General features: G+C 68.2%; 21 protein-coding genes. 13 read left to right on the top strand and 8 right to left on the bottom strand.

Annotated elements, in window-relative coordinates; all coding sequences use genetic code 11:
• The first annotated feature begins 114 nt into the window (after positions 1–114).
• Together AB0J88_RS20620 and AB0J88_RS20615 are read left to right on the top strand one after the other, a co-directional pair.
• Positions 115–3,999 (top strand): ThuA domain-containing protein, encoded by a 3,885-nt coding sequence (locus tag AB0J88_RS20620; protein ID WP_364353384.1) that lies wholly within the window; start codon positions 115–117, stop codon positions 3,997–3,999.
• A gap of 39 nt (positions 4,000–4,038) precedes the next feature.
• Positions 4,039–6,075 (top strand): ThuA domain-containing protein, encoded by a 2,037-nt coding sequence (locus AB0J88_RS20615; protein WP_364353381.1) that lies wholly within the window; start codon positions 4,039–4,041, stop codon positions 6,073–6,075.
• A gap of 62 nt (positions 6,076–6,137) precedes the next feature.
• On the opposite strand, the gene AB0J88_RS20610 is transcribed toward AB0J88_RS20615, so the two are convergent.
• Positions 6,138–6,776: a hypothetical protein gene (locus AB0J88_RS20610; RefSeq protein WP_364353378.1), complete on the bottom strand. Its 639-nt coding sequence runs from the start codon at positions 6,774–6,776 to the stop codon at positions 6,138–6,140.
• Positions 6,777–6,878: 102 nt separating this feature from the next.
• Here AB0J88_RS20610 and AB0J88_RS20605 point away from each other — a divergent pair, with 102 nt between their 5' ends.
• Both AB0J88_RS20605 and AB0J88_RS20600 read left to right on the top strand, forming a co-directional pair.
• Positions 6,879–7,319, top strand: coding sequence for an Hsp20/alpha crystallin family protein (locus AB0J88_RS20605; RefSeq protein ID WP_364353375.1), 441 nt, complete (start codon positions 6,879–6,881; stop codon positions 7,317–7,319).
• 628 nt (positions 7,320–7,947) lie between these two features.
• Positions 7,948–8,955 carry a zinc-dependent alcohol dehydrogenase family protein gene (locus tag AB0J88_RS20600; protein ID WP_364353372.1) on the top strand — a complete coding sequence of 336 codons (1,008 nt, stop codon included), beginning with the start codon at positions 7,948–7,950 and terminating at the stop codon, positions 8,953–8,955.
• A gap of 23 nt (positions 8,956–8,978) precedes the next feature.
• Here the strand turns inward: AB0J88_RS20600 and AB0J88_RS20595 are convergent, their stop codons facing one another.
• Positions 8,979–10,379 carry an MFS transporter gene (locus tag AB0J88_RS20595; RefSeq protein ID WP_364353369.1) on the bottom strand — a complete coding sequence of 467 codons (1,401 nt, stop codon included), beginning with the start codon at positions 10,377–10,379 and terminating at the stop codon, positions 8,979–8,981.
• 66 nt (positions 10,380–10,445) lie between these two features.
• Here AB0J88_RS20595 and AB0J88_RS20590 point away from each other — a divergent pair, with 66 nt between their 5' ends.
• The 4 genes from AB0J88_RS20590 (at position 10,446) to AB0J88_RS20575 (ending at position 13,628) form a co-directional block, all read left to right on the top strand.
• Positions 10,446–10,883: a helix-turn-helix domain-containing protein gene (locus tag AB0J88_RS20590; protein ID WP_364353366.1), complete on the top strand. Its 438-nt coding sequence runs from the start codon at positions 10,446–10,448 to the stop codon at positions 10,881–10,883.
• Positions 10,884–11,691: 808 nt separating this feature from the next.
• A complete protein-coding gene (locus AB0J88_RS20585) occupies positions 11,692–12,141 on the top strand; it encodes a group II truncated hemoglobin (RefSeq protein ID WP_364353363.1) in 450 nt (149 codons plus the stop codon).
• Positions 12,142–12,694: 553 nt separating this feature from the next.
• Positions 12,695–12,826 (top strand): hypothetical protein, encoded by a 132-nt coding sequence (locus tag AB0J88_RS20580; RefSeq protein ID WP_364353360.1) that lies wholly within the window; start codon positions 12,695–12,697, stop codon positions 12,824–12,826.
• 310 nt (positions 12,827–13,136) lie between these two features.
• Positions 13,137–13,628 carry a DUF6368 family protein gene (locus tag AB0J88_RS20575; protein ID WP_364353357.1) on the top strand — a complete coding sequence of 164 codons (492 nt, stop codon included), beginning with the start codon at positions 13,137–13,139 and terminating at the stop codon, positions 13,626–13,628.
• A gap of 456 nt (positions 13,629–14,084) precedes the next feature.
• On the opposite strand, the gene AB0J88_RS20570 is transcribed toward AB0J88_RS20575, so the two are convergent.
• Positions 14,085–14,420, bottom strand: coding sequence for a hypothetical protein (locus AB0J88_RS20570; protein ID WP_364353354.1), 336 nt, complete (start codon positions 14,418–14,420; stop codon positions 14,085–14,087).
• A gap of 158 nt (positions 14,421–14,578) precedes the next feature.
• On the opposite strand from AB0J88_RS20570, the gene AB0J88_RS20565 reads away from it, so the two are divergent.
• Positions 14,579–15,058 (top strand): hypothetical protein, encoded by a 480-nt coding sequence (locus AB0J88_RS20565; RefSeq protein WP_364353351.1) that lies wholly within the window; start codon positions 14,579–14,581, stop codon positions 15,056–15,058.
• Positions 15,059–15,191: 133 nt separating this feature from the next.
• Positions 15,192–15,521, top strand: coding sequence for a hypothetical protein (locus tag AB0J88_RS20560; protein ID WP_364353348.1), 330 nt, complete (start codon positions 15,192–15,194; stop codon positions 15,519–15,521).
• A gap of 503 nt (positions 15,522–16,024) precedes the next feature.
• On the opposite strand, the gene AB0J88_RS20555 is transcribed toward AB0J88_RS20560, so the two are convergent.
• Positions 16,025–16,390 carry a hypothetical protein gene (locus AB0J88_RS20555; protein WP_364353345.1) on the bottom strand — a complete coding sequence of 122 codons (366 nt, stop codon included), beginning with the start codon at positions 16,388–16,390 and terminating at the stop codon, positions 16,025–16,027.
• Between the two features lie 576 nt (positions 16,391–16,966).
• On the opposite strand from AB0J88_RS20555, the gene AB0J88_RS20550 reads away from it, so the two are divergent.
• Entirely contained in the window at positions 16,967–17,983 is a 1,017-nt protein-coding gene (locus AB0J88_RS20550) for a hypothetical protein (protein ID WP_364353342.1), read from the top strand.
• Positions 17,984–18,188: 205 nt separating this feature from the next.
• On the opposite strand, the gene AB0J88_RS20545 is transcribed toward AB0J88_RS20550, so the two are convergent.
• Entirely contained in the window at positions 18,189–18,794 is a 606-nt protein-coding gene (locus tag AB0J88_RS20545; protein WP_364353339.1) for a TetR/AcrR family transcriptional regulator, read from the bottom strand.
• A gap of 33 nt (positions 18,795–18,827) precedes the next feature.
• Here AB0J88_RS20545 and AB0J88_RS20540 point away from each other — a divergent pair, with 33 nt between their 5' ends.
• Complete coding sequence (locus AB0J88_RS20540; RefSeq protein ID WP_364353336.1) at positions 18,828–20,045, top strand: FAD-dependent monooxygenase; 1,218 nt, start codon at positions 18,828–18,830, stop codon at positions 20,043–20,045.
• Positions 20,046–20,504: 459 nt separating this feature from the next.
• Here the strand turns inward: AB0J88_RS20540 and AB0J88_RS20535 are convergent, their stop codons facing one another.
• Entirely contained in the window at positions 20,505–21,692 is a 1,188-nt protein-coding gene (locus AB0J88_RS20535) for a PP2C family protein-serine/threonine phosphatase (protein WP_364353333.1), read from the bottom strand.
• 168 nt (positions 21,693–21,860) lie between these two features.
• On the opposite strand from AB0J88_RS20535, the gene AB0J88_RS20530 reads away from it, so the two are divergent.
• A complete protein-coding gene (locus tag AB0J88_RS20530) occupies positions 21,861–22,115 on the top strand; it encodes a hypothetical protein (RefSeq protein WP_364353330.1) in 255 nt (84 codons plus the stop codon).
• Here the strand turns inward: AB0J88_RS20530 and AB0J88_RS20525 are convergent.
• Both AB0J88_RS20525 and AB0J88_RS20520 read right to left on the bottom strand, forming a co-directional pair.
• Complete coding sequence (locus AB0J88_RS20525) at positions 22,106–22,426, bottom strand: hypothetical protein (RefSeq protein ID WP_364353327.1); 321 nt, start codon at positions 22,424–22,426, stop codon at positions 22,106–22,108. The two genes, AB0J88_RS20530 and AB0J88_RS20525, sit on opposite strands and share 10 nt — an antisense overlap.
• Positions 22,427–22,626: 200 nt before the next feature.
• Entirely contained in the window at positions 22,627–24,339 is a 1,713-nt protein-coding gene (locus AB0J88_RS20520; RefSeq protein WP_364353324.1) for a glycosyl hydrolase, read from the bottom strand.
• Positions 24,340–24,401: the final 62 nt, after the last annotated feature.

Raw genomic sequence — 24,401 nt, 5'->3', positions numbered from 1 at the left:
TGGGCACGTCCTGGCATCGCATGGCTCCTGACCAAGCGGGCGCCGCATCGCACAACACGGACGCAATCCCAACGGTTCCCCCTCGATCAGGGGGAAGAGGAGGAGAGCCTCGCAATGAGGAAGCGCGCATCGTACGCGTTTGGGCTCGCAGGGCTGGTCGCCGCAGCGGCGCTGCTGCTGCAGCCGTCCGCGCCTGCCGCCAAGGCCGCACCACCAGACGCCGGCTTCAAGGTGCTCGTGGTGCGCAGCAGCCAGGACGCGGTGTCGTCGGCCGGCCTGGCCGCGATCCGGGACGCGGCCAGAGCCGGTGACTTCACGGTCGTGGCGCCCGGGCCAGCTGACGTGGGCGACCATTTCACGCAGAAGAAGCTGGAGCAGTACCGCGCGGTCGTGTTCTTGGGCACGGGTCTCGCCAGCCCCCTCACGGACGCGCAACGCGCGAACTTCGAGCGCTACTTCCGCAACGGCGGCGGCTTCGTCGGCGTCGGCTCGGCGGTCGAGACCGACCAGTCCTGGTCGTTCCTGACGGACATCCTGGGCACGCGTGCGTCCGGCAGGACCGACGTGCAATCGGGTGACGTGAAGGTCGCCGACCGCGTCCATGACGCGAGCAAGGATCTGCCGCAGCTCTGGTCGCGGACCGACAACTGGTACAACTTCACGAAGAACGTCCGCGGTGTGTCACACGTCCTCGTCACCGTCGTCGAGGACCCGTTCGGGCCGCAGCCGCAGGGCGCCACCCTCGACGGGATCGCCGGGGGCACGATGGGCGCCGATCACCCGGTCTCGTGGTGCAAGGACTTCGAGGGCGGCCGCTCGTTCTACACCGGACTGGGCAACACGGCCGCGAGCTTCGACGCCGACCTCACCAAGCACCTCGAGGGCGCGATCGGCTGGGCCGCGGGCCAGGCCGACCCGGTCTACAGCGATTGCGGCGCGACCGTGCTGGCCAACTACCAGCAGACGAAGATCGGCTCGCCGCCGAACCTGCAGGAGCCGATCGGCTTCGACCAGCTGCCGGACGGCCGCGTTCTGCAGACGGACCGCCTGGGCTCGCTGCGCATGCACGACTCGACCACGGGCGTCACCACGGTCATCGCCAACTTCGCCGACCCGAGCCTGCCGATGACTCAGCAAATCTATTCCGCGGGCGAGGACGGGCTCTACGGCCCGGCGGTAGACGCCAACTTCGCGACCAACAAGTGGGTCTACCTCTACTACTCGGGGAAGGAGGTCACCGACGTCAAGCTGAGCGACGGATCGGTCGTCACCCAGATCACGCCGAACACCACCCCGCCGAACGTGGCGGCGTCCAAGACCGCGTGGGATCCGTACGTGGGCTATTTCCAGCTCAGCCGCTTCAAGTTCGTCGACGCCACCGACAGCGCGCCGGCGCACCTCGATATGGGCTCCGAGGAGCAGATCCTGCGCGTGCCGGTCAATCGCCAGGAGTGCTGCCACGTCGCGGGCGACATCGACTTCGACAAGCACGGCAACCTCTGGATGGTCACCGGCGATGACACGCCCGCGGGTGGCATCAACGGCGGCGGCTACGGGCCGTACAACTCGCAGAAGACCGACGAGCAGCAGACCGTGCGCGTCACCGACGCGACGGGCGGCACGTTCACGCTGACCTTCGAGGGTCAAACGACGGAGCCGATCGCGTGGAACGCGGACCGCAATGCGATCGACACGGCGCTCGAGGCGCTCTCGAACATCGAGGCGGATGAGATCCAGACCAGCGGCGGCCCGGTCAACACGTCGAACGTCAACGTGTTCTTCCGCCGCGGCAAGCAACAGTCCGACCAGTCGCAGATAACCGCCGACGGCACCGGCCTGACCGGCACCGCCACGCCGGCGATCGCCACCGGCACGGCGCAGGCGGGCGGCTGGTATCAGCGGCTCACCGGTGACTCCCGCCGCAGCGCGCTGAACACCAACGACCTGCGCGGCAAGGTGCTGCGGATCAAGGTCAAGGACGGCGACATCTCCGCCGCCGATGCCAACAAGGTCGACTTCGGCTCCGGCACGGGCGCCTACTCGATCCCGTCGGGCAACCTGTTCCCGCTGGTCGCGGGCGCGCCGCAGGACAAGACGCGACCGGAGGTCTACGCGATGGGTTTACGCAACCCGTTCCGGATCCAGGTCGACGAGAACGACGTGGCGTACATCGGCGACTACTCCCCTGACGCCCAGACACCGCAGCGCTCGCACGGCCCGTCGGGCACCGGCCGCTACGAGATCGTGCGCAAACCGTCCAACTACGGTTGGCCGACGTGCTACAAGCGCGACCTCGCGCACTACGAGTGGAGCTTCCACGAATTCGCGCCTGGCACGACCACCGCGGGCACGCCGCTGCAGAACCCGCCTCAGAAGTTCGACTGCGACGGGCCGACGCAGCGCAACGACTCGCTGTGGAACATCGAGGGCGGTCCGACGGTCGAGCCGGGCCTGAGGGACGTCCCGCCGGTCACCGACCCGGACATCTGGTATTCCTACCGCGACAACAACACGAACGCGCCGCTGGGCACCCCGTGCGAGGCCTACTACGCGCCGACCCCGGGCCCGATCGCGCCCGGCTCGACGACCGAGTGCCCGCGGCTGTTCCCCGAGCTCTTCACCGGCGGCGTCGGTCCGCACGGGGTCACGAAGTACCACTACGACCCGCAGAACCCGAACCCCAACAAGTTCCCGCCGTACTACGACGACTCGGTCATCATCAGCGAGTGGACGCAGGACACGCTGCGCGAGGTCAAGCTCGACAAGCAGAACAACCACGTCCAGAAGATCAACAGCTTCCTGGATTGCGGCAGCCGCGCGAACGCCGGAGCAGGCAGGTTCCGGTTCGAGTGCGACAACCCGATGGACTTGCAGTTCGGTTCTGACGGCGCGTTCTACCTGCTGACCTACGGCAACGGGTTCAACGTCATCAGCCCGGACGCGGGCATGTACAAGTGGGAGTACGTCAAGGGCAAGCGCGCGCCGAAGGCCGTGCTCACCACGGACCGCACCGACGGCCCAACGCCGCTGACCGTGAACTTCTCCAGCGCCGGCTCGCTGGATGAGGATCCCGGCGACTCGATCCGCTACCAGTGGAACTTCGGCGACGGCTCGGCGATCGAGACCGACCCGAACCCGACACACACCTACACGCAGTCCGGCCGCTACACGGCCGTGCTGACCGTGCTCGACTCGTCCGGCAAGCAAACCTCGACCAGCACCGTGATCACCGTGGGCAACACGAGCCCGACGGTGGTCGTCAACACGCCGGTGGAGGGCGGGACGTTCGCGTTCGGCGACGACATCCCGTTCTCGGTCACGGTCACCGACCCCGAGGACGGGACGGTCAATTGCTCCGAGGTGCAGGTGACGTTCGTGCTCGGCCACGACGCGCACGGCCACGCCGAGGAGTCCGTCAACGGCTGCTCTGGCGTGCTCCACACGGTCGCTGACGACGTCTCACACGGCGGCAACGTCTCCGGCGTGGTCCAGGCGCGCTACACCGACCACGGCGGTCCGGGCGGCGTCCCACAACTGACCACGACCGACCAGCACCAGATCCGCCAGAAGCACCAGGAGGTGGAGTTCGTCGTCAACCAGTCCGGCACCAACACGGCGACCAACACCGACGGCGGCGCCGGCGTGCACCGCGGCAGCCTGGGCTCGGGCGACTGGCTCCAGCTCAACGGCCCGTTCAACCTGACCAACATCGATTCGATCACGTTCCGCGCGGCGGACGCGGCTGCCGGCCGGACGCCCGGGTCGCCGCTGGCGGCAATCGAGGTCCGTCAGGACTCGGTCACCGGGCCGATCCTGACGACGGCCAACCTCGTGTCCACCGGCGGGACGGGAACTTGGACGAGCCAGACGTTCCCGGTCTCGATGTCCGGGACGCATGAGCTGTTCCTGGTGTTCCGCCCGGTCACGGGTGGCGCCACGGGCGGCAACCTGTTCAACCTCAACTGGGCCGAGTTCGTCGGCACGGGCATCGGCTCCTAGCGAACCCTCCCCTATCGCGGCAAGAGAGAGAAGACACTCATGCGGAGAAGATTTCGCGCATCGGCAGTGGCCGCCTGCGTGACGGCGGCCGTATTCATCCCCGCTGCGCCGTCGTGGGCAGCGGAAACGACACCGCCGACGATCAACGTGGCGACGCTGTCGCCCGCTGCGCCGACCGGCCAGAACAACTGGTACCGCGGCCCGGTGACGCTGAACCTGTCGGGAACCGACGACGTCGGCATCGCCACGTTCCAGTACTCGCTCAACGGCGGCGCCGCCTACATCGACCTGCCCGTCGAAGGGGCGCCGGCGTCGGCCACGGCGTCGGCGGTGATCACGCAGGAGGGCAACACCAGCGTCCGGTACCGCGTGGTCGACACGTCCGGAAACGTCGCGGCGTTCCGCTCGATCTCGGTCCGGATCGACACGCGGGCGCCGGCTGCTTCGTACCCGGCGATCACCGACGGTCACGTCGGTCACGTCGCCACACTTATCCCGACGCGCACCGACCCCGCCCCCGGCTCGGGCGGAGTGGCGGTGCTGAACATGTACCTCGACGGCAAGCTGGTCCCGCCGTTGCCGGTGCAGACCTCCGAGCTGTCCCTCGGCGTGCACACGCTCGCGGTGCATCTCTCCGACGCCGCTTCCAACAGCGCGAAGTACACGCAGACGTTCATCGTGACGACATCGTTCGCGGACGTCGGCACGCTGATCGCCCGGTTCGTGACCGCCGGCAGCGTCTCGGCGGACGTCGGCGCGGCGCTGCAGGCCCAGCTCGACGAGGCGAAGGCACTCGCCGACGCTGGTTCGGACAAGCGCGCGAGCCAGGTCCTGAACGAGTTCGTCTCGATCGCCAACGACGGGATCGCGCCCGGCCCGGCCCGCAGAACACTCGTGGGCGATGCGCGTTACCTGATCGACCAGCTCAACGACCGGCTCGCGCCGGAGCCTGCGACGGGCCTCGAGTCTGAGCCCGCGGCGGGCCCGACGTTCATCCCGGACCCGGTGCTCGCCCCGCTCCCGCACAACCCGAACGCCGACTACAACGTCCTGGTCTTCTCCCGGACGACGGGCTTCCGGCACGACCACATCCCGCACACCGTGGCCGCGATCCAGAAGCTCGGCATCGCGCACAACTTCAACGTCGACGTCTACGACCCGCAACTCCCGACCGTCACGCTGCCCGCGAGCCCGTTCCTGAGCCTCGACGCGCTCAAGCAGTACGACACGATCGTCTTCGAGTCCAATGTCGGGCACCCGGGCCCGCTCAATCCGATCACCGAGCAGCCGAACCTCGAGGCCTACATGAACCAGGGCGGCGGCTATGTCGGCATCCACGGCGCCGCCGACTCGTTCGAGATCGGCACCTGGCCGTGGTACGGCAACCTCGTGGGTGGGTTCTTCACCAGCCATCCGTCCGGCCAGAACGGGTTCGGCCAGTGCGGCAGCTGTATCCACGCCGAGGTGGTGACCGAGGACAACACGCACCCGGCGACCGCGCATCTCCCCGCCCGGTGGATGACGGTCGACGAGCTCTACAACTTCGACCGCAACATGCGGGCCGACGTGCACACGCTGTTGAGCCTCAACGAGAACAGCTACCAGCGCAGCCTCAACAGCGGCAACGCGGCCACCAACCCGTTGCGGCTGATGAACGGCGACCACCCGATCGCGTGGTGCCAGAACTGGGGCGGTGGCAAGGCGTTCTCGAACATCCTCGGCCACTTCCGGACGCAGTACTACGACGACTCGTTCATGCGGATCATCCTCGGCGGGATCGAGACGACCGCCGACCGCACGGGCGCCAATTGCTCGTCCTACCGCGAGACCAGCCTGTTGATCGAGGCCGACCGAGCAGCCGGGCTGCTGACCGCGGCCGCCGCGGACGCCGCCGATGCCGCCCTGGACATCGCGCGGGACAGCTACCTGGCAACCAAATACACCGCCGCCATTCCGGCGCTGAACTCGATCGTCGAACTGGCGAACGACGAGGCCTCCGGCGACGCGGCGGCGCGTTCTGAGCTCGCGCGGCAGGCGCGCGAGCTGCGGGAGTGGATGCAGAACCTCAACCACTGACCCGTTCGCGCGGCGGGGGCGGCTTGTCGCCGCTCCCGCCACGCTGACGCCGGAGCACAGGGTCAGGGCTCGGCGTCTCGTTGCTGGTCGCGTTGTTGTTGGGTGTCGCGACGTAGTTCGGCCGCGTGGTCGGTGATGTCGGCGACGCGATCGGCGAGGGGGTGCCCAGCCGGAAGGTATTCGTGGATCGCGGCGAGCAGGGGAACCAGGGCGGCGGTGTCGTCGGCGCCGATGGCGTCGTGGAGTTGGTCGAGGCTGTGTTGCGCGTGCGGGCCCAGGTTGTCCAAGGCGGTGATGAGGCCGGCCAGCTGACGCAGCGCGGAGCTCTGCGTCTGGGCCCAGCGGTTGACGGCGCGGTCGGAGGCGCGTTGGTCGCGGACGGCTTGGACCCGCTCGTCCCGGGTTCGCCTGTCGTGGGTGTGGGAGGACGGCGCGAGCCGTAGGTAGCGGCGTTCGGCGGCCTGCCGGCTGGCCACTCCGAGCGCCGGGGCGAGCGCGATCCAGCTGGCACCGAGGTCGCGGCCGTGGTTGATCAACCGATATTCCCAGAGATCCAGTTGGGCGCGGAGCGCGCGTAGCGCTGAGAGCGCGGCGAGCACCTCGGCCAGCGGCTCGGCGTCGGTGCCGTCGATCGCGCCCTCGAGGTCGCGCCCGAGGGCGGCCACCCGCGCGGAAAGCGCGGCCTCACTGGCGAACGTCATAGGTTTGTTGACTTTCTGGTTGTCATCGGACTGATGACATGTTACAACATCCCTAGAGCGCATTGACACCGTCGTTGACGACAAGGAAGCGAGGTGAGATCGATGTTGATGCGCACCGACCCGTTCCGTGACCTGGACTCGCTGGCCCAGCGTGTCTTCGGCACCGCCCAGCCCGGCACATGGTCCCGGCCGGCGGCCATGCCGATGGACGCCTACCGCAGCGGCGACGATTACGTCATCCTTCTCGATCTTCCCGGGGTCGCCCCGGACGCGATCGACATACGCGTGGAACGCAACGTGTTGACGGTCAAGGCAGAACGCCGGCCGCTGCATCTGGGCGACGACGCGCAGCTGCAGGTTTCGGAGAGAGCCTTGGGCGTGTTCTCACGGCAGCTGTTCCTCGGCGACGCACTGGATGCCGACCGGATCGAGGCCGGCTACGACAACGGTGTGCTGGTCGTGAAAATCCCGATCGTAGAAGAGGCCAAGCCGCGCAAGGTCGCGGTCGCCGTGGCCGGCGACCGCAAGGAGATCAACGCCTGAGCATGCCACACCTCGGCTCGGGGGCCGTCGGTTCGACAACCCCGGCCGGCCATTGGTGAGGGGGTGACACCGATGCCCGCAACACAAGCCGGCAACGTCTACGCGGTCGAATCGACCCCGGTTCGGACAGTCGACGACGCGTTCCTCGACATCGTCTACCAGGATGAGGAACTGCTCCGGGCCGAATTCGACGCGCTGGTCGCCGCGTCCTGGGATCGTCCGCCACCCCCGCCACCGGCGTTACCGCGCCCGGCGGAAGGCCCACCACCGTGGCCAGTCCCGAGACCCGCCGTCGCGGTCCTCGGGGAGCAGGTGAGGCCGCGCCTGGTGTGGCGGCGGCCCCGGTCCCCTCCGATCGGGTCGCGACGACAGGAGGTGATCGCGTAAGACACGAAACCGATCAGAGAGCCAAGCAAGGTCGAGGTCCCGGGCGGCAGACAACCGCGGCGCACACACCTCGCCGCCGAACGCGCATCGGCGCACCGTACGCCCGGGCACCTCGACCCTCTCGTTCCTCGGGCCGAAGCGCTGTCGGCAACAGCGGTCACCACGAAAGGTGTTTGCCGGACAACGCACGGACGTAGGCCTACCGTTTGGGGTGACTCGAACCACGACGAGGAACCCCGAGATGACTGATCCGATGAAGGCCGTTGTGCTCGCCCGTTTCGGAGGGGCCGATGCGTTCGAGTTGCGCGAGGTCTCCGTGCCGCAAGTCGAACCCCGCCAGGTACGGGTGCGCGTCCACGCGACAGCCGTCAACCCGCTCGACTATCAGATCCGTCGCGGAGACTACTCGGATCAGGTGCGGCTCCCGGCGATCATCGGGCACGACATCTCCGGCGTGATCGAGGAAGTCGGATCCCACGTGACCGAGTTTCGCGCCGGCGATGCCGTGTACTACACACCCCGGATCTTCGGCGGCCCCGGCTCCTACGCCGAGCAGCACGTCGTCGATGTCGACCTCGTCGGCCGGAAGCCGGAGAACCTCAGTCACCTCGAGGCGGCGAGCCTGACTCTCGTCGGCGGAACGGTCTGGGAGTCCCTGGTAACGCGAGCTGCGCTCACCGTGGGCGAGACGATCCTCATCCATGGAGGCGCGGGCGGTGTCGGCACGATCGCGATCCAGGTCGCGAAAGCCATCGGCGCACGAGTGATCACCACGGCCAAGGCCGGCGACCATGAGTTCGTGCGGTCTCTCGGAGCGGATGCGGCGATCGACTTCACCGCGACGGACTACGTCGACGCCGTCGCCGAGATGACGCGAGGCAGGGGGGTCGATGTCGTCTTCGATACGATCGGCGGCGACACACTCAGCCGAAGCCCGCTGACGCTCGCCGACCTCGGACGCGTCGTCAGCATCGTCGACATCGCGCAGCCGCAGAACCTCATCGAGGCGTGGGGCAAGAACGCCGCCTATCACTTCGTCTTCACGCGACAGAACCGTGGAAAGCTGGACGGGCTCACCACGCTGGTCGAGCGCGGTCTGGTCAAGCCGGTCATCGGCGCGACACTTCCACTCGCTCGAATGGCCGAGGCGCATGAGCTCCTGGAGAACAGGCGATCGTACGCACTTCGCGGCAAGGTCGCGATCGATGTGGCGGGCGAGACTGTTGCGCTCCCCCGCCGCATCTCGTAGCGGAGCGCTCCACGCACCATGTCTCACCGCGCGGGCACGGCCTGGCCTCGGCGCGCATCGCGCCCCAGGCCCGCGATCGTGACCAGGCTGGCGATCACCAGCGCTGTCACCGGCACCAGTAGGCCGGACCGGTAGCTGTCCAATGTGGCCTCTGGATCGGCGCCGGAGCCGGCCACCGCGACCACCACCGCCGTCGTCACGGCCAGCCCCAGCGCCGACCCGAACTGGAACGACGTGGTCAGGATGCCGCTCGCCAGCCCCTGCTCGTCCGCGTCGACGTCGTCGGTCGCGGCGATCGTCAGCGGCCCGTACGCGAGCGCGAACCCGAGCCCGATTGCCAGCAGCCCCGGCAGGAGCGTCAGGAAGCTCCAGGTCATGCCGAGGGGTAGGAACCACGCGAACGCCAGCGCGACCAGCACGAGCCCGACCGCGATCACCCGGTGGTTGCCGAACCGGGCGACGAGTCCAGGCGTCAGGGTCGGGGCGAGGATCGCGTCGATGCCTATCACCGCGAGGGCGAGGCCGGTCTCGATCTCCGACCAGCCCCGCAGCTCCTGCAGGTAGAGCACGGCGAGGAACTGGAAGCCCATGAACCCGCCGACGAGCAGGAACGCGCCCACGTTCGCCCGCAACAGCGGCAACGAGCGCAGGATGCCCAGCCGCATCAACGGCGCCGCCGACCGCCGCTGGATGGCCACGAACATCGCGAACAGCGTCAGGCTGCTGGCGAGCGTCGCGAGCGTGACCCACGGCGCCACCTCCGGCAGGTGCACGACGGTGACCACCAGCAGCAGCATCGCTCCGGTCAGCGCGAGTGTGCCCGCGACGTCGAAGCGGGGCCGCCCCGCCGTCGGGACGTCCCGCGGGATCAGCGGGATCGCCGCGGCGAGCAGCAGCGACGCCATGACCACCGGCGCAAAGAACACCCACCGCCAGTCGACGGAGGTCAGCAGGCCGCCGATCACCATGCCGAGTGAGAAGCCGCCCGCGGCCGCGCCGGCGTACACGAGCACCGCGCGGTCTCGGGCCGGTCCCTCCGGGAACCTCGTGGTGATGATCGACAGGCCGGCCGGGGCCAGGAAGGCGGCCGCGACCCCGGTCGCGAACCGGGCCAGGATCAGCATCCACCCCTCGGTCGCAAGCCCGCCGAGACCGGAGAACGCGATGAACACCACCAGCCAGCCGATGAACATCCGCCGCCGGCCGAGCAGGTCAGCGGCGCGTCCGCCGAGCAACACGAAACCGCCGTACCCGAGCACGTAGCCGCTCACCACCCACTGCAGCGCGGCGGTCGACAGGCTCAGGTCGGCGCGGATGGCGGGTAACGCGACACCCATCATCGAGATGTCGACGCCCTCCAGAAAGATCGCCCCGCACAGGACGAGCAACAGAGCCCGGGACCGGGCGTTGACGTTCGTTGGCACAGGATTCCCCCACGTGAGTCGGTTACCTCTTGTAACCGGCTCCATCCTTGGTCACCATTGGGAACCATGGAAGAAGGCACTTCAACGTCACCTGGTTACTGCTGCGATACCGGGGGCGAGTTCAACGACGCCTTCCAGTGGGACACGCGGGAGGACTGCGAGGTGCGGCAGATCCTCGACCGCATCGCCGACAAGTGGTCGCTGCTGGTCGTGGCGCTGCTCGACAACCGCAAGCTCCGCTTCACCGAGCTGCGCCGGGAGATCGACGGCATCAGCCAGCGGATGTTGACGGTGACCCTGCGCCACCTCGAGCGGGACGGCCTCGTCCGACGTACCGTCCACCCGACCGTGCCGCCACGCGTGGACTACGAGCTGACCCCACTTGGCGTCACGCTGCACGCGACCGTCCAGACGCTGGTCGCCTGGACCGACGCGAACCAGGACCAGATCGCCGCAGCCCGCACCGCGTACGACAAGCGCGAAGCCGAAGCCGTCGCACTCTGAACGTAATCACCGTGACTGAAACGCTAACCACGCCAAGGGCAAACAGGACCCGACTTCCTCGACAGTTCGACCTGGCGCGGGCTTGTCCTGGTCACGTTCGCAACGTGTAGTCGTTCATCGCCGTGGGGCAGACCGCGCCGGCGGAGGTGGGGCCGACCTCACCCAGCCCCCACGTTCCTGGGCAGAGCGCACCTACCGCCTCGTTCGATACACCCGCATGCCGCGCGGCCACTTCGCCGCGCACGAGGAGCCCGTCCCGTCCTGCTCGGCGACGACATCACCGAGTTCTTTCGCACCCTGCGCTGACGGGTTCCTCCGCCGACCTCGATGACAATCTTGTGTCGTCAGAGAAGCCGTGTCACTCCGGCCGTCGTTCACGAGACACGGCGCGCGGCCGGACGGTCGTGGCCACCGCCGCCGCGACACCGCACTGCTAGCCGGGCGGCGGTCAACGCGTGGACGGTGTCAGCTGACTGGATGCCGTCGGGGCCCAACACCCACGACGGCCGACGCAAGCCGTGCCCCTGAACTGGCGGCCGCCCGCGGCGTGCGGGGCAGGACGGCGGGCAACAACGAGGCGGTCACGATGACCACCTGCGCCGTCGCGCCCGCCGGTGTCGTCGCGTCATCTCTCGGGGAGTCGTACTTGCCCCGTCAGTGGAGCGGACCCAGCAGGCCGCACAGAGGCGCACGGGTGATGGCGACACGCAGCACCCGTTGTGTAACGTGCGTTCAGGCCGGCTCCGAGGTGGCAACGACGGCTCCTGCTCACCGGACCAGACGTACGTCAGCGTAGGGTGCGAAAGCGATGACAACTCTTTTCGAATTCGCCGGCGGTGACGAGGCGTTGCACCGCCTCGAAGAGCTGTTCTACGCAAAGGCGTTGGCCGATCCCGTGCTGCGCGAGGTGTTTCCGGTCCGCCAGCCCCGCCACGTCGACCACCTGACTTGGTTCACTGCCGAGTCCTTCGGCGGTCCGGACCGATTCACCTCGGAGCTCGGCTTCCAATATCTGATCGATGTCCACCGCCACCTGAAGATCACCGACGAGCAGCGGGACCGGTTCGTCGAGGTCTACCTGGAGGCCATCGACGAAGCCGGCCTGCCCAACGACCACGATTTCCGCACGGCGGTCCGCGAACATGTCGAGTTCGGCGCCCAGGTCGCCCAACGAAACTCGTTGGCCGAAACCGACGCCGGCCTGCATCCGATCCGCTCCGTTCCGGCCTGGACCTGGGCACGCCAAGACACGACCTGATGAAGCCCGCTACGCCGTACGACTGAGCGGTGTAGGGCAGTCGGCTGATCACACCGCCATCCCGCTATAACGGATCCAACGATGGCACCACCGCCGGAACGTCCTCGACGCGTGGCTACGGGCCCATATGGCAAGGGTCGCGCACCAGGCTGTTCCGCCACACCCCCGGAGCGCTGGACTCTCGGCGAGCACCGCCGACGCCACGCGGCGAGCGCTCGCCGCAGGCAACGTCCGCGGCGATGTGCTGCTAACCCCTGGGCAGGGCGGCGTTGATCGCTCCCGCTGTCAGCTAGGTGATGTATCCGCTGTGGACACCCCCTTCACTAGCGACGGCGCATCAGCTCGTCGGAGGCGATGCCGCCAGGCGGGACTGCTGTGGATCATGACGTTGTGTCCGGTCAAATAGTCGCAGCCCTTCGAGGGTACGGCGATTGGGGACACAGCGGCCGCCTGGCGGCACCGACGACGCAGATCGGCTCGTGGCTGCTCATCTTCAGACACCGGGCTTACGGGGGCGCACATGTACGCGTGTGATCCCGTTGCCGTAGACAGCATGGTCAACCTCGATTCCGATGCGGTTGGCCGCCTTGTCGGGATTGAAGGTCTAGGCGCCAGTGTGAAGCTCGCGCCCGAGATTCTTGCCGCTGCCGACGGCATCACAAGGCAGGCACCGAACGCCAAGTAGCTCAGCGCAGGCATTCGCGGCAAAGTACCGGCGGCCATCATCGGCAGGATCTACCGGCGGGATCGTGCCTTGAGCTTCGCGGCGCGCGCCGCGCAGGGCGGTGGACCGCACGGAGGTGCGATAGGCGCCGGCTTGACGTTCCCGCTGCAGATTCTTGGCTCTGGCCTTTGAGGATCAGGTCGAGACCTGGGTCAGGTCGGAGGTGTCCCGGCAAGCGCCGACCCCCGACCGAGTGCCCGGACGTTGCGTCGCGCAACTCGCGGCATGAGCGGATGCCAGGTGTCCCCAGCCGTGATGCACAATTGTCCTCGTGGCCGGACCTTCAGCCGCAGTTCTGCTGCCGGGCGCGTGGACTGCTGATGACGTCCGGGAGTTCCGTGTGTGGCTGTCGGAGTCGCTCAGCCCGGACAGAGATAACTGGTGGGTACTTCGGGAACCGCGCAACCTCGACATGACGGAGCCGACGCCGGGGACCGGGCCGATGCTCGTCGAACCTGATGCTTACGAATGCGACGACCCTGATGAGGCGGCCTGCTTGACGCGTGCAGCGGGCTTCCTTCCGATCACCGAGATCGTCCTGGCCGCGGCAGTTAACGGCAAGGATGACCACCGGTTTCTCGCCCAGCTCGCTGTGGCGATAGCCCGCCGATACGGCGGCCTCATCGATCTCGACGGCGCGCTTCCGGTACCTCCACCACCGGGCGTCTCTGCTCGATCGGCCCTGGAGTCCAAATCTTGCCGAACGTCCGCTCATCGACAGTTCGGGAAGTCGGCCGGACTGAAGTCCAGGCAGGCAGTGTGACGGCAAGTGCCAGCAGGTAGCGCGCCCGATCGGCGGCAAATCCGGACGTGAAGATCTTGCGACGCTCTCAGCCCACAGAAAGAGTGCTGGTGTGGCAACGACGGGATGGGGCTTGAAGCACGAAGTGGAGTGGCAGGCCGCACTGGCCACACTCAAAACGGAGGGATGGAACGCCGCCCTCACCTGCTCGGCCGCCCCGGTCCAAGTGGAAGGCCACCTGCCCAGCGGAGAACAGTTCTACTTCCGCGCTCGTCATACCGACGCGTGCCTTGGCGTAGGCGGCGCCGACCCCAGCGACGTCCCCATCTGGGAACAGTGCGAGCCGCATCCCGAAGCGAGTTACCTATCCGCCCACGACGGACTGGCGATCTTGCACCGCCTTTCCGCCAGGTACTACCACGAGCAAGGTCACCAATAGTTGGCAGCCGCCCTGGTCGCGGCATGTGCGGATGTCCGTCATGGTGACTCCGCCAACTCGTGGCGGAGATCAGTCGCGTCGGTCCAGATGAGGTGGCGCAGATCCCCCAGCCGTTCGTTGACCACCTTCTCCTGGTCAGGCCGAACCGCATGGCCGTTGACGGCCAGGATCAGAAGATCGTTGAAACTGCCCATACCGCCGAACGCCGCGAGGATGTGGTCGAAGACCGCCGTCTCGTGAGCGACGAGTTCAGCACGGCATCGTACGAGCCACGCGAGCCAGTGCCCCTCGCCGCGCTCCCGAAGGAGCGCGGCGGCCTCATCCACGCTCGCAATGAGACCGGCCAATCGTGCGTCAAAGTCGCTATCACTCACTCACGAAGCGTAAGACACCATGCACGCTCGTCGACAGTTCGGGAAGTCCGCCGGACTGAAGTCCAGCCCCGCAGTGTGACGGCAACTGCCAGCAGGTAGCGCCCGATCGGCGGCAAATGAGTGCGCACGCTGATCGCCGCTGCTTTCATACTTACCTGGTGCTGGAACACGTCGGCGACGAAATCGAGCAGGCACTGCGGACCGGGGGCTGGGCCAACCACGGCGCCGATCCCGCTGCGGTCATGGCCGCAATCAGGGGACTACAACGGGTGCGAACTGCGCAGGAAGGAGAGCGCGCCTACAACGAGGTTCTCGACGCCATCGGGCACAATCACTCGGGCTGGCTCTATGACGCCGCAGGGCCTGCCGCGGGGGTCCTCGTCGCGGTCATCCGCGCCACCCAGGGCAGGCCGCGCAGGACCGCGATCGAGATCCTCATCGACTGCCTTGCCTGGGTACGCCCGGGACAGCAATTCATCGACGCCGACGGCCATACCCGCAGCGTCAAAGCAGCCCTCCGTGACGCCGTCGCAGGCTTGGAACCCGCGCTCCACATAATCGCGGCAACCTCGGACACCGTGCCGCTCGGCGTGTCCGCTAAGAACCTGCTGGAAGCACTACATAAGCACGATGGCTAACCTTCGGCGATCCGCGACCCGCCACCCACCTTGCCGAGCACTTTGCGGCAGACGCGGGCGCTGCAGGCGTACGTCATGATTGACGTCTATGGGCGCCGGCGATTCGTACACCACCATCACCGAGCCGACGTTCGTGGCGCGGTTCCTGCTCGATGCGGACACGGACACCGTGGACACGGTGGCCAACGTCGACGCGTTCGTCGACCTTCCCGATGGCTCCACATGGGCGCTGACAATCTTCACCGTCGATGAGGTCGGCCGCCTGTTGGCGCGGTGGAGACAGACAGGTGAGGTTGCGAACGGCAGCTACTTCTGGACCGCCGACCAACTGATCGTGCCGGAACCAGGTATACCGGCGATGACCGCGGCGATCCGAGAACTGGTGTGCAGCGGAGACATCACGAGTGCCGGCGTCCGATGCGAAGGCCAGGACCGAGACACCTCGGCGGCCGATGGGGAGTGACCCCTTTAGCCGTTGCGTCTAGCGCGATCTGCGGCGTGAGCGGATGCGTCGGCTCATCCACTAGCGTCCGGGCCGTGGCAGCCAAAGCAGCGGGAGCGTTTCGTCGGACGCTGATCGAGCGATCCGACCAGCGGGTCGCATGGGAACGGACGGACCAGGCCTTCTTCGCTGCCGGAGCGTGCCACATCCTCGCCTGGGTCTGGCAAAGCACATCGGCCGAGCGGGGGTTCGCTACGGCGGGTGATGGCCGCACCGGCCGCCTACGCGCTCGATCCGCGGCATGAGCGGATACGTGATCAAGCGTCGCGGTTCAGCGACAGGACGACCCACGTGCCCGGCACGACCTCGCGCTGCCTGATCGTGCGGTTGATCTCAGCGAGTGCCGCGGCGTTCGATGGTCTGCGCCCGCCTGCCGGGCGTCGCACTGGCGACCCCGCATCGCCGCAGCGGGCAGCACACGGGGGCTTCGTCGCGACTGGGCTCACTGGCGGCCAGGACGATCCTTACGTCTTGGCGCGGCGCTCGAATCCCAGGCCGGTGCGGTAAAAATGGTCGGGCAGCCGGTCGGCGATCCACACCCCGAACGCTGCCACGCCAACGCCGATCAGCAGCGTCCACGATCCCCAACCGGCGAGCACGACAATGCCGCCTATCAGGACGGAGAAGATCCTCACCGCGGTGACCTGATGAGCCCGCAGCTTGACGTCTTCTTCCAGGTCGCGGAGCCTTGCCGAGTTCCAGAGGATCCCACGCCGGAGCTGTCCGTAGGCCGGCGATCCGGGTCGCAGCGACGCCAGCCGCGCCCGGTCCTGCTCGACGCGCTGCTGCAGCTCAACGACCGCACGGCTGTCTGCCCCCGTATCGGGCACGTCGTCCTACCTCCAACAACTGTCGGCCTGCCTGCAGCTTCATTTTCGCACGGCCCTGCGCTCACTGCTCACCACGACGATCGAATCCGGCGGTCTGCACGACGGCGACGCGGTGGCAGCAGACTGATGACAATCTTCAAATCGCCGACGTCCGGCAGAGCCCGAGCTGGCTATTCCGACGGACCGCAGTACACCATCCCCTCGTGCGCGCGCTGGCCCCACTCGCTCATGGAGCCGGAAGAGCGCGCCAGAGAAGGCGCACTGGCCTCTCGGCACTGCACGGTACGCGCACAGCCGAATCTCTATGCGGGTAACTGCATCCTGCACCTACAGGGCTCACTTGCTGTGCCCCTGATCTGGGGCTCAACAGCACACCCTGATGAGGGCGGAACGCCCCGACCAGCGGCCGGGGCGTTCTCTGCCTCCCGGCTAGACCGCATCGGTCCACCGAGCGCGGACGGCGGCATGAGCGTGCGTTCATGCTGGGATGAGCGGTAGCCATGGGTATCGGAGGTTCCAGCATTACGCCGCAAATCGAGATACCACCCTGGCTTACAACCGCTAGCCTCCGCGAACGTGGAACCTGTGGACTGGACCGTCGATGAGTTGACTGAGGCGTGCCTGGAGGCGCTGGCCACTGGCTGTATCGAAGGCGTGCCGCTGGAGGCGGACCCGGAGGATCTGGCTTCGCGACTCAGCTATCCGAACCGGCTGCCTCCCGGTCAGCCGGATGAGGCCGAGCCCTACGGCCGCGCCTTCGAGCAGCAACACTTCGCCCGGGGCCTCCACATGACGCGCGACTGGAACCAGGTCACGGCCTTTTACTTCCGTGACCACACGCAGGCGCCGTGGGAGTCCAACGGGATCACTATCCGCACCTACTTGATGGACGAACCTCCCGAGTGGTCAGCCGTCGCAGCGGAACTGCAGCGGTACGGGTTCGAGCTGGTACCCACGCCGGACGCCCTTTCCTATCCGGACGAGTACACCGTTAGAGCGTCCGCAGTGTCGGCGAAGGTGGCGACCGGCGGCGACTATGCCGCAGCGCCGCCCGGCAGGCTGATCGACGTCACCATTGGCCGGAACGTCGTGCCGCTACCGCCCCCGGACCGGCGGGGGCACGTCCGTAATGCAATGCGGGCCCTGGGCAAGGCCGGCGCAGGGGCTTGGTCCGGCTGGCTAGCAGAGCGCGAGTTCACCGCGGATGACTACGTGGCGGTGCTGGCCGCGCTCACCCGGCTCAACAGCGACCAGCCGGCCCGCGCCGACGAGTGGGCCGCACTACTGTCCTGGTTCTTGGAACGGGCACGCGAAGCGACCGTCTTCCGCCGAGAGGAATGGGCCTACCACTGGGCGCGATATGGCTCGCCGTCGCCTGCTGAGGTGTCTCGGGCCTGCATGGCCGCTCTGCCTATGACGCTCGACGAAGCGCGGTCCATGCCGGAGAACTGGCGTGACATCACGCCAGACGAGGCGCGCCGCGCACGGATGACGCGAGCGCTGCTCGCTATGGCTCGTGATGCGGCACCGGACCCGGCAGCCGTCCAGGAAATCGACCGCTGGAAACAGGAAAAACGGCCATGGATCCACTAATTAACAGCCGCTCATCGCCATGAGCGGACAGCCGCTCGGCCGAAGATCGGGCGACGCTGGACCGGCATGCGATCCCGATGCCGCCAGGGCCGCTGGGGAACTGTATGAGGGTTCTCATGACGCCCCTGCGACTGCCTGACAAGCGATTGTGTAGGACGAAGAACGCGTCCAGGACTTCGACCACGCCGGCTCGACATGACCATGGTCAGGGGCCACTGTGCTTGCTCGGAATGGTTGGGATAGTCATGTTCGGATTTGCGGGGCGCAGGCCGTCCATCAAGACGGCGAGATAGGCATCGGCGAGGCCACCGCCGGAGCGCGCGATCGCGAAGGCCGTCTGTCCGATGAGGTCGGTCAGGATGTCCGCCTCCAGGTCCGTGCGGATCGTCCCGGCCCGCTGCGCGCCGACGATCATTTCCCGCACCGCGCTTTCCAACTCCGCGCGCAGCGCGGTCGTTTCCGGCACGGTCAGGCCGCGCAGCTCGTCGCTGATGCCGTGGTACGCCGACTGGAAGTCCATCAGGTCGGTCAGGAACGTCCGCAACGCCCGCTCGGGCTTGGCGTTCGCGAGTAGCTCCTTCGCGCGGTCGACGACGGGTCGCAGCAGGTTCGAGACGGCGGCGTCGAGTAGGGCGTCCTTGCCACCGAAGGCGCGCACGACAGTGCCTGCCCCGAGTCCGGCGCACTTGGCGATCGCCTCGACCGTCAGCGGCGTCGCCCGTTCGGCCAGCAACGCGGTGGCGGCGTCGAGGGCGAGCTGCCGGTTGCGCACCGCGTCCGCCCTGCGTCCACTCACGGGCGCGTTTGACATCTGGAACGCCCCTTCCACATAATTATCTGGAACGTGTATTCCATTTATCTTAGACGAGGGAGCGCGTGGATGAACGAGCGGATCCTCATCGCCGGTGCCAGCATCGCTGGCCTGACCACCGCACACTGGCTGGCGCGACACGGCTTCCGGCCCACGGTCGTCGAGCGCGCGCCCGCCCCCCGTCCCGGCGGCAACGGCGTGGACGTCCGGGAACAGGCCGTCGAGGTCGTGGACCGGATGGGCATCCTGCGGCAGCTCCGTGCGGCCGCCACCGACGTGCGGGGCATGAAATTCGTCGACGCCCACGACCGCACCGTCGCCCGGGTCGACGTCACCGGCGCGAGCGAGATCGAGGTCATGCGCGGCGACCTGGTTGCACTCGTGCATCAGGCGAGCGAAGGCGTCGAGCACGTCTTCGGCGACGCCGTCTGCGGCCTCGCAGAGGACGACGACGGCGTGACCGTCTCGTTTGAGAACGGCCTCGACCGACGCTTCGACCTGGTCATCGGCGCCGACGGCCTGCATTCCGCGGTTCGGCGGCTGGCGTTCGGGCCGGAGGCGAGCTTCGTCCAGCACGGCGGCCACTACTTCGCGTTCGCGAACGCCGACGCGAAGCTGGGCGAGGACTGCTGGGTGACCATGTTCAACCAGCCCGGCCGGATGGCGGGCCTCTACCGCTCCGGCAACCACGCCCAGGCCAAGGCCTACTTCATCTTCCGGTCCGCGCCGATCGCCTACGACCACCGCGACATCGGCGCACACAAACGGCTGGTACACGAGACCTTCGCGCACGAGACCGGCTGGCGCGTCCGGGAACTGCTGGCCGCCGCCCTGGACGATCCCGACTTCTACTTCGACGCCCTCAGCCAGGTACGCATGGACTCCTGGTCCGCTGGGCGCGTGACCCTCGTCGGGGACGCGGCCTGGTGCGCCTCCCCCGCCTCCGGAGCCGGCGCCGAACTGGCGCTCCTCGGGGCATACCGACTCGCCGGCGAGCTGGCCGCCGCCCGCGGCGACCACCGGATCGGCTTCTCGCGCTATCACGACAGCCACCGCGAGCTCGTCGTCAAGCGGCAGCAGATCGGCCCGAACGTCAAGCTCATGGTGCCCAAGACGCGAACAGGGATCGCGGTGCGCAATGCCGTCGCCCGGCTGCCACTGGTGCGCGCAGCGGCCGCCGTCGAGCGGCGCTACCGCACGCAGGCGCCGACGCTGGCACAGTACGCCCCAACGCACGATCAATCCGCGTGACGACACCGCGTTGCCGTCGGACCGCATCACCTTGCCGCGCAAGGTGCGGCCGCCGGTCGGCTGCGGCCGGTGGCGCCGCACCAGGAGGGCGGCGACACTCCCGCGCCGACCGGAACACGCGAGCCGTCCAGTAGCGAACCTGCGCACAGTCCGGGCAGGCCCACGACGTGCGCAGTTCAACTCCCTTGGCTGCCGCAGGAACCCTTGGCCGCCTTGGTGAGGATGCTGGGCAAGCGGCCGAGCATGCCGCTCCCCCCGGGGCATCCAGCGTTGCCTGGTCACCACCCCAAATAGGCCGACTGCTGGCCCAGTGACCTGCCTTGTGGGCGGCTGAACCCATCGTCAGCTCATACGGCCTTCCGCACGACGTCGAGGCGATGCGTTCCCGCGTTTTCGAGCGCTGACGCACGCTGACCCGTCCAGTCAGCCGACGTCGCAGCTCCTGGCCTCGAACTGGAGTTACGGCAATTCCTGCGTTCGGTTTGCCCACGGGTCGCGGGCCGGGCGCCATTCGAGCAGGACGGCGGTCGCGTCGTCCTGAAGGCTCTCGCCGTGGTGGGCGAGCACGGCTTGTACCAGTCGCCGCATGGTCTCTGGGGTCGGCAGTTCGTCGTTGAGGGCCCGTTGCACCAGATCGAGCAGCCGCTCCAGGCCGAACCGCTCACCCGCCCGATTGACCGCGTCGGTAACCCCGTCGGTGTAGAGCAGCAGGCGGTCGCCGGGATGCAACATCTCTTCGTGCACCCGCGGTGGTTTGTCGGAGAAGTACCCCAGACCCAGCGGCAGCGCGGTCGGGCCTGGCAGCTCTTTGATCGCCTTACCGTCGCGAACGACCTGGGCGCCGGGATGGCCCGCGTTGACCATACGGAGCGTGCCGTCACGCCGGTCGAGCTCGATCAACACGGCGGTGGCGAACAGCCCACGGTGCTCGGAGCTGAACCACCGGTCAATGCTGATGGCCGTCGCGGTCAGATCGAGCCCCGAGCGACGGGCGTTGCGGTAGGCGCCGACCGCCAGCGAAGCGAGCGCGCTCGCTTTGATGCCGTGGCCACAGGTGTCGAAGAGGCCGATGCTGAGCACGTGACCGTTGAGCGCGTAGTCGAACACGTCGCCGCCGACGTCGTAGCAGGGCTCGAGCACGGCTGTGACCACCACGTCGCTCGCGGCGAACGTCAGCGGCGGTAGGAGGCCCCAGACGATCTCGGCCGCCACCTGCATCGCCTCCCGGCGCCGCAGCCGCTCGACGGTGTCACCGAAGGCCCGCCGACTCTTCAGCAGCTGGGCCACACAGGCGGTCACGTCCTGGGCGTCGCTCTCGTCCAGGTCAGCATCGCCGGTGAACTGGACGACACCGAGCCGTTCACAGCCGTCGACAAGCGGCACCCAGAGCCTTCCCGGCCCCCGCTGCGCTTGGAGCGTCGTGAACGCGCGCCCGGCCAGCGTGGAGTCGATCGCCGCTGCCTCGACCGATCGGCCGGGAGGGGTCAGCGGCACCAAGCTCACCTGCGCATAGTCGGCCAGGAAGATGATGATGTCGGCCGCGTCGACCAACGGCGCGACCCCGGCCACCAACGCCGACAGCTCGTCAGGCCCGGCCAGCGGGGCACGCGTCAGCAGCCGCCGCATTGCTTCGTCGGCCCGCGCCACGCCACCACCCTAACCGCGTGCCGACCTCGCCCTGCGGCCCGGGCCAACTCAACCGCCGAGGCCAACGCGGATCCGGCGACAGGAACCGTCAGCCTCGATGCTCACCCAGCGCGCTGGCTGCGGGCCATGCACCCCACTGTTTGATCGACGTATGACACACTGCCGGCCATGGATCGGCGGAACGTACTGCGGGGTTCGGCTGCGGCGGGGTTGCTGGCGGTGCCTGTGGTCGCACTGGCGCCGGCGTCGGCGGCGTTCGCGTCGGGGACCGGCGGCACGATTGATCTGGTGGCCCGCGGGCTCGTTGCCGGCGACAACGACACCTACGCGGCGTCGAACACCGTGATCTGGGAGCAGGCCACGGCCGACGCCGTCGCAACGGCCGGCAGTGTGTGCCTGCCCGGTGCCGGCGTCTACCGGTAGGTAGCGTGCACCGCGGCCGTCGCCGGTGCGCCGGTCGGGGTGAGGGTGAGCGTGCCGTCCGCCGCCCCGCTGACGATCAGTTGCGCCGACACCATGCTCGCGGACTCGGGCACCGGTCCCACGCCGCCGACCTGCACGGTCGTCGATCCGGACGCCGGCACCACCAGGCCGGTGACGATGGATGACGGCTGCACCGGCACCAGCCGGGCCAACGACGGTGCGTCGGCGGCAGCGGCTGGTCGCGTCGGTGCCCCGGGCAGGTCGCCGGTCACGGCTACGATGCTCGGCGCGAGCACAACGAACGCAGCCACGATGGCCATTCCAGACCGACGCACGATCTACCTCCCCGTAGCAGCGATCACTGTCGGAGCCAGTCCAGGACCCAGCCAATGAGAACGCGGCGAACGTCAATGGACCAGGACGTTGGACAGGACGTTTGACCGGACGTACGGCTGTGCTGGAGGCAGCACGTGCCGACTACGCGGCAGTCGGCGACGACCCCGTGGGCCACTTACGAGATGAAGGCCCGGTAGGTTTCGTAGGAGGGTCGGTGGGTCCCGTCCGGTCGCACCACGCCCCACATGTTGTCGGCGCCGTAGTCGGCCCACTTGAACCACAGGTAGCCGTGTGCCCAGGGCCAGCTCATGAAGTCGGCCAGCGTGCGCTGCAGCCACATTGCCTGCACCTGCTCGGTGACCGCGGTACCGTCGACAATCTGGTTGATCCGGTAGCCGATCTCGGTGATCCAGACCGGATGTCCGGGGAAGTCGCGGTGGACGGCCCGGACGCTGGGCCAGCCCCTGGCCTCGGTGTACGAGCCGTACGGGTGGACGGTGACCCCGTCCGCCAGCCCCAGCGAGGCCGCCCCGTCCGGCGCGTCGCGCAGCAGCACGTCCCAGGACTGGCTGCTCCACGAGCCGTTCGCGTACTTGAAGGTATGCGGGTAGGCGGCGAGCAGGAACTTCGTAGCCGGGTTGGCCGCCCTGGCCGCCGTCGTCACCCGCTTGAAGAAGGTGGCGTAGGCGGTGGGTTCCGGGTTCGGATAGAACCAGGTTCCGTATGGCTCGTTGAGGACCTCGAAGTACGTCGGCGCGAGGTGCCCGTCGGTGCGCCCCTGCCAGAAGCTGCCCCCGGGGCCGTACCGGGCCGTGACAGCGGCGGCCCACCTCTCCCAGCCGGCCAGGTCGAACTGCGAGATGGAGCCGTACTGCACGAGGATCGGCAGCGGCGTCAGCCCGTTGCCCGCGTCGAGGGCGACCTTGGCGTCCATGCTCTGCACCGACTCGCCGTACACCAGGTTGATGCGGTTGAGGGTGATGCCGAGCTGCTTCGCGTCGGCTCCGGCCGTGCTCTGCGGTCCGTGCGCGTCGTCGATACCGAAGAGCTTCAGCGGCGGCACATCGATAGCGATCTCCGGTGCCCACGGGTTGTCCACCGGGCCTTCGGCGCGGGCGCTGACCCGGACCGATCTCCCGCCGAAGCGGGCCTGATCGATGACGAACGGCGCTGTCACGTTGGAGAAGTAGACGTCCGGCTGACCGGTGACCTTCACGACGAAGACGAACCTGGTCACCCCGGGAAGGGTGGCATGGACGTGGCGTCGGTCCGGCCGTACCGACAGCACCGGCACGTCAGGGGCGGGGGCTGGCACCTCGATCTGCACCGAGGCCGACCAGGGATTGGTCGCCGGGCCCTCGGCGCGGGCACCCAGCCGGACCGTTCGGCCACCGTACTTCCACGGGTCTATCAAGAACGGCGAGGTCGAGTACGAGGAGTAGTAGTCGGGCAGGCCGTCGGACTTCACCGAGAAGACGAAGCTGGCGGTCATCGGTAGCGTCGCCATGACGTGCCGGCGGTCGGCGGCGACCGTCAGCACCGGCTTCGCCGGTGGCACGTCGACCCGCACCGCGGGCGCCCACGGATGCGACGCCGCCCCGGCGGCGCGGGCGCTCACGGTTACCGGAAGGCCGCCGTACTTCCACGGATCCAGCACGAACGGCGAGAACACGTCCTGGTAGTAGGCGTCGGGCTGCCCAGCGACCTTCACCACGAAGACGAACGTGTCGGTGCCGGCCAGGGTCGCGTCGACGTGCCAGCGGTCCGCTCGAACCGTGATCGTCGGTGCCGCTGTCGCGGCGGCCATCGCCGCCGGCGGCCCGGCGAGGCTGAGGCCCGATCCCAGCAGCAGTGCGAAAGCGACAACCAGCCGTACGACAGGGCGCATCAGGACTCCAGGGCACTGGCGAAGCGGAGCGGGCGCGCGGAGCCTACGACAACCGGGTCCTG

Source organism: Asanoa sp. NPDC049475, from assembly GCF_040676915.1.
GTDB lineage: Bacteria > Actinomycetota > Actinomycetes > Mycobacteriales > Micromonosporaceae > Asanoa.
Note: the sequence above shows the minus strand (reverse complement) of the source record. Positions and strands in the feature narration are given on the sequence as shown.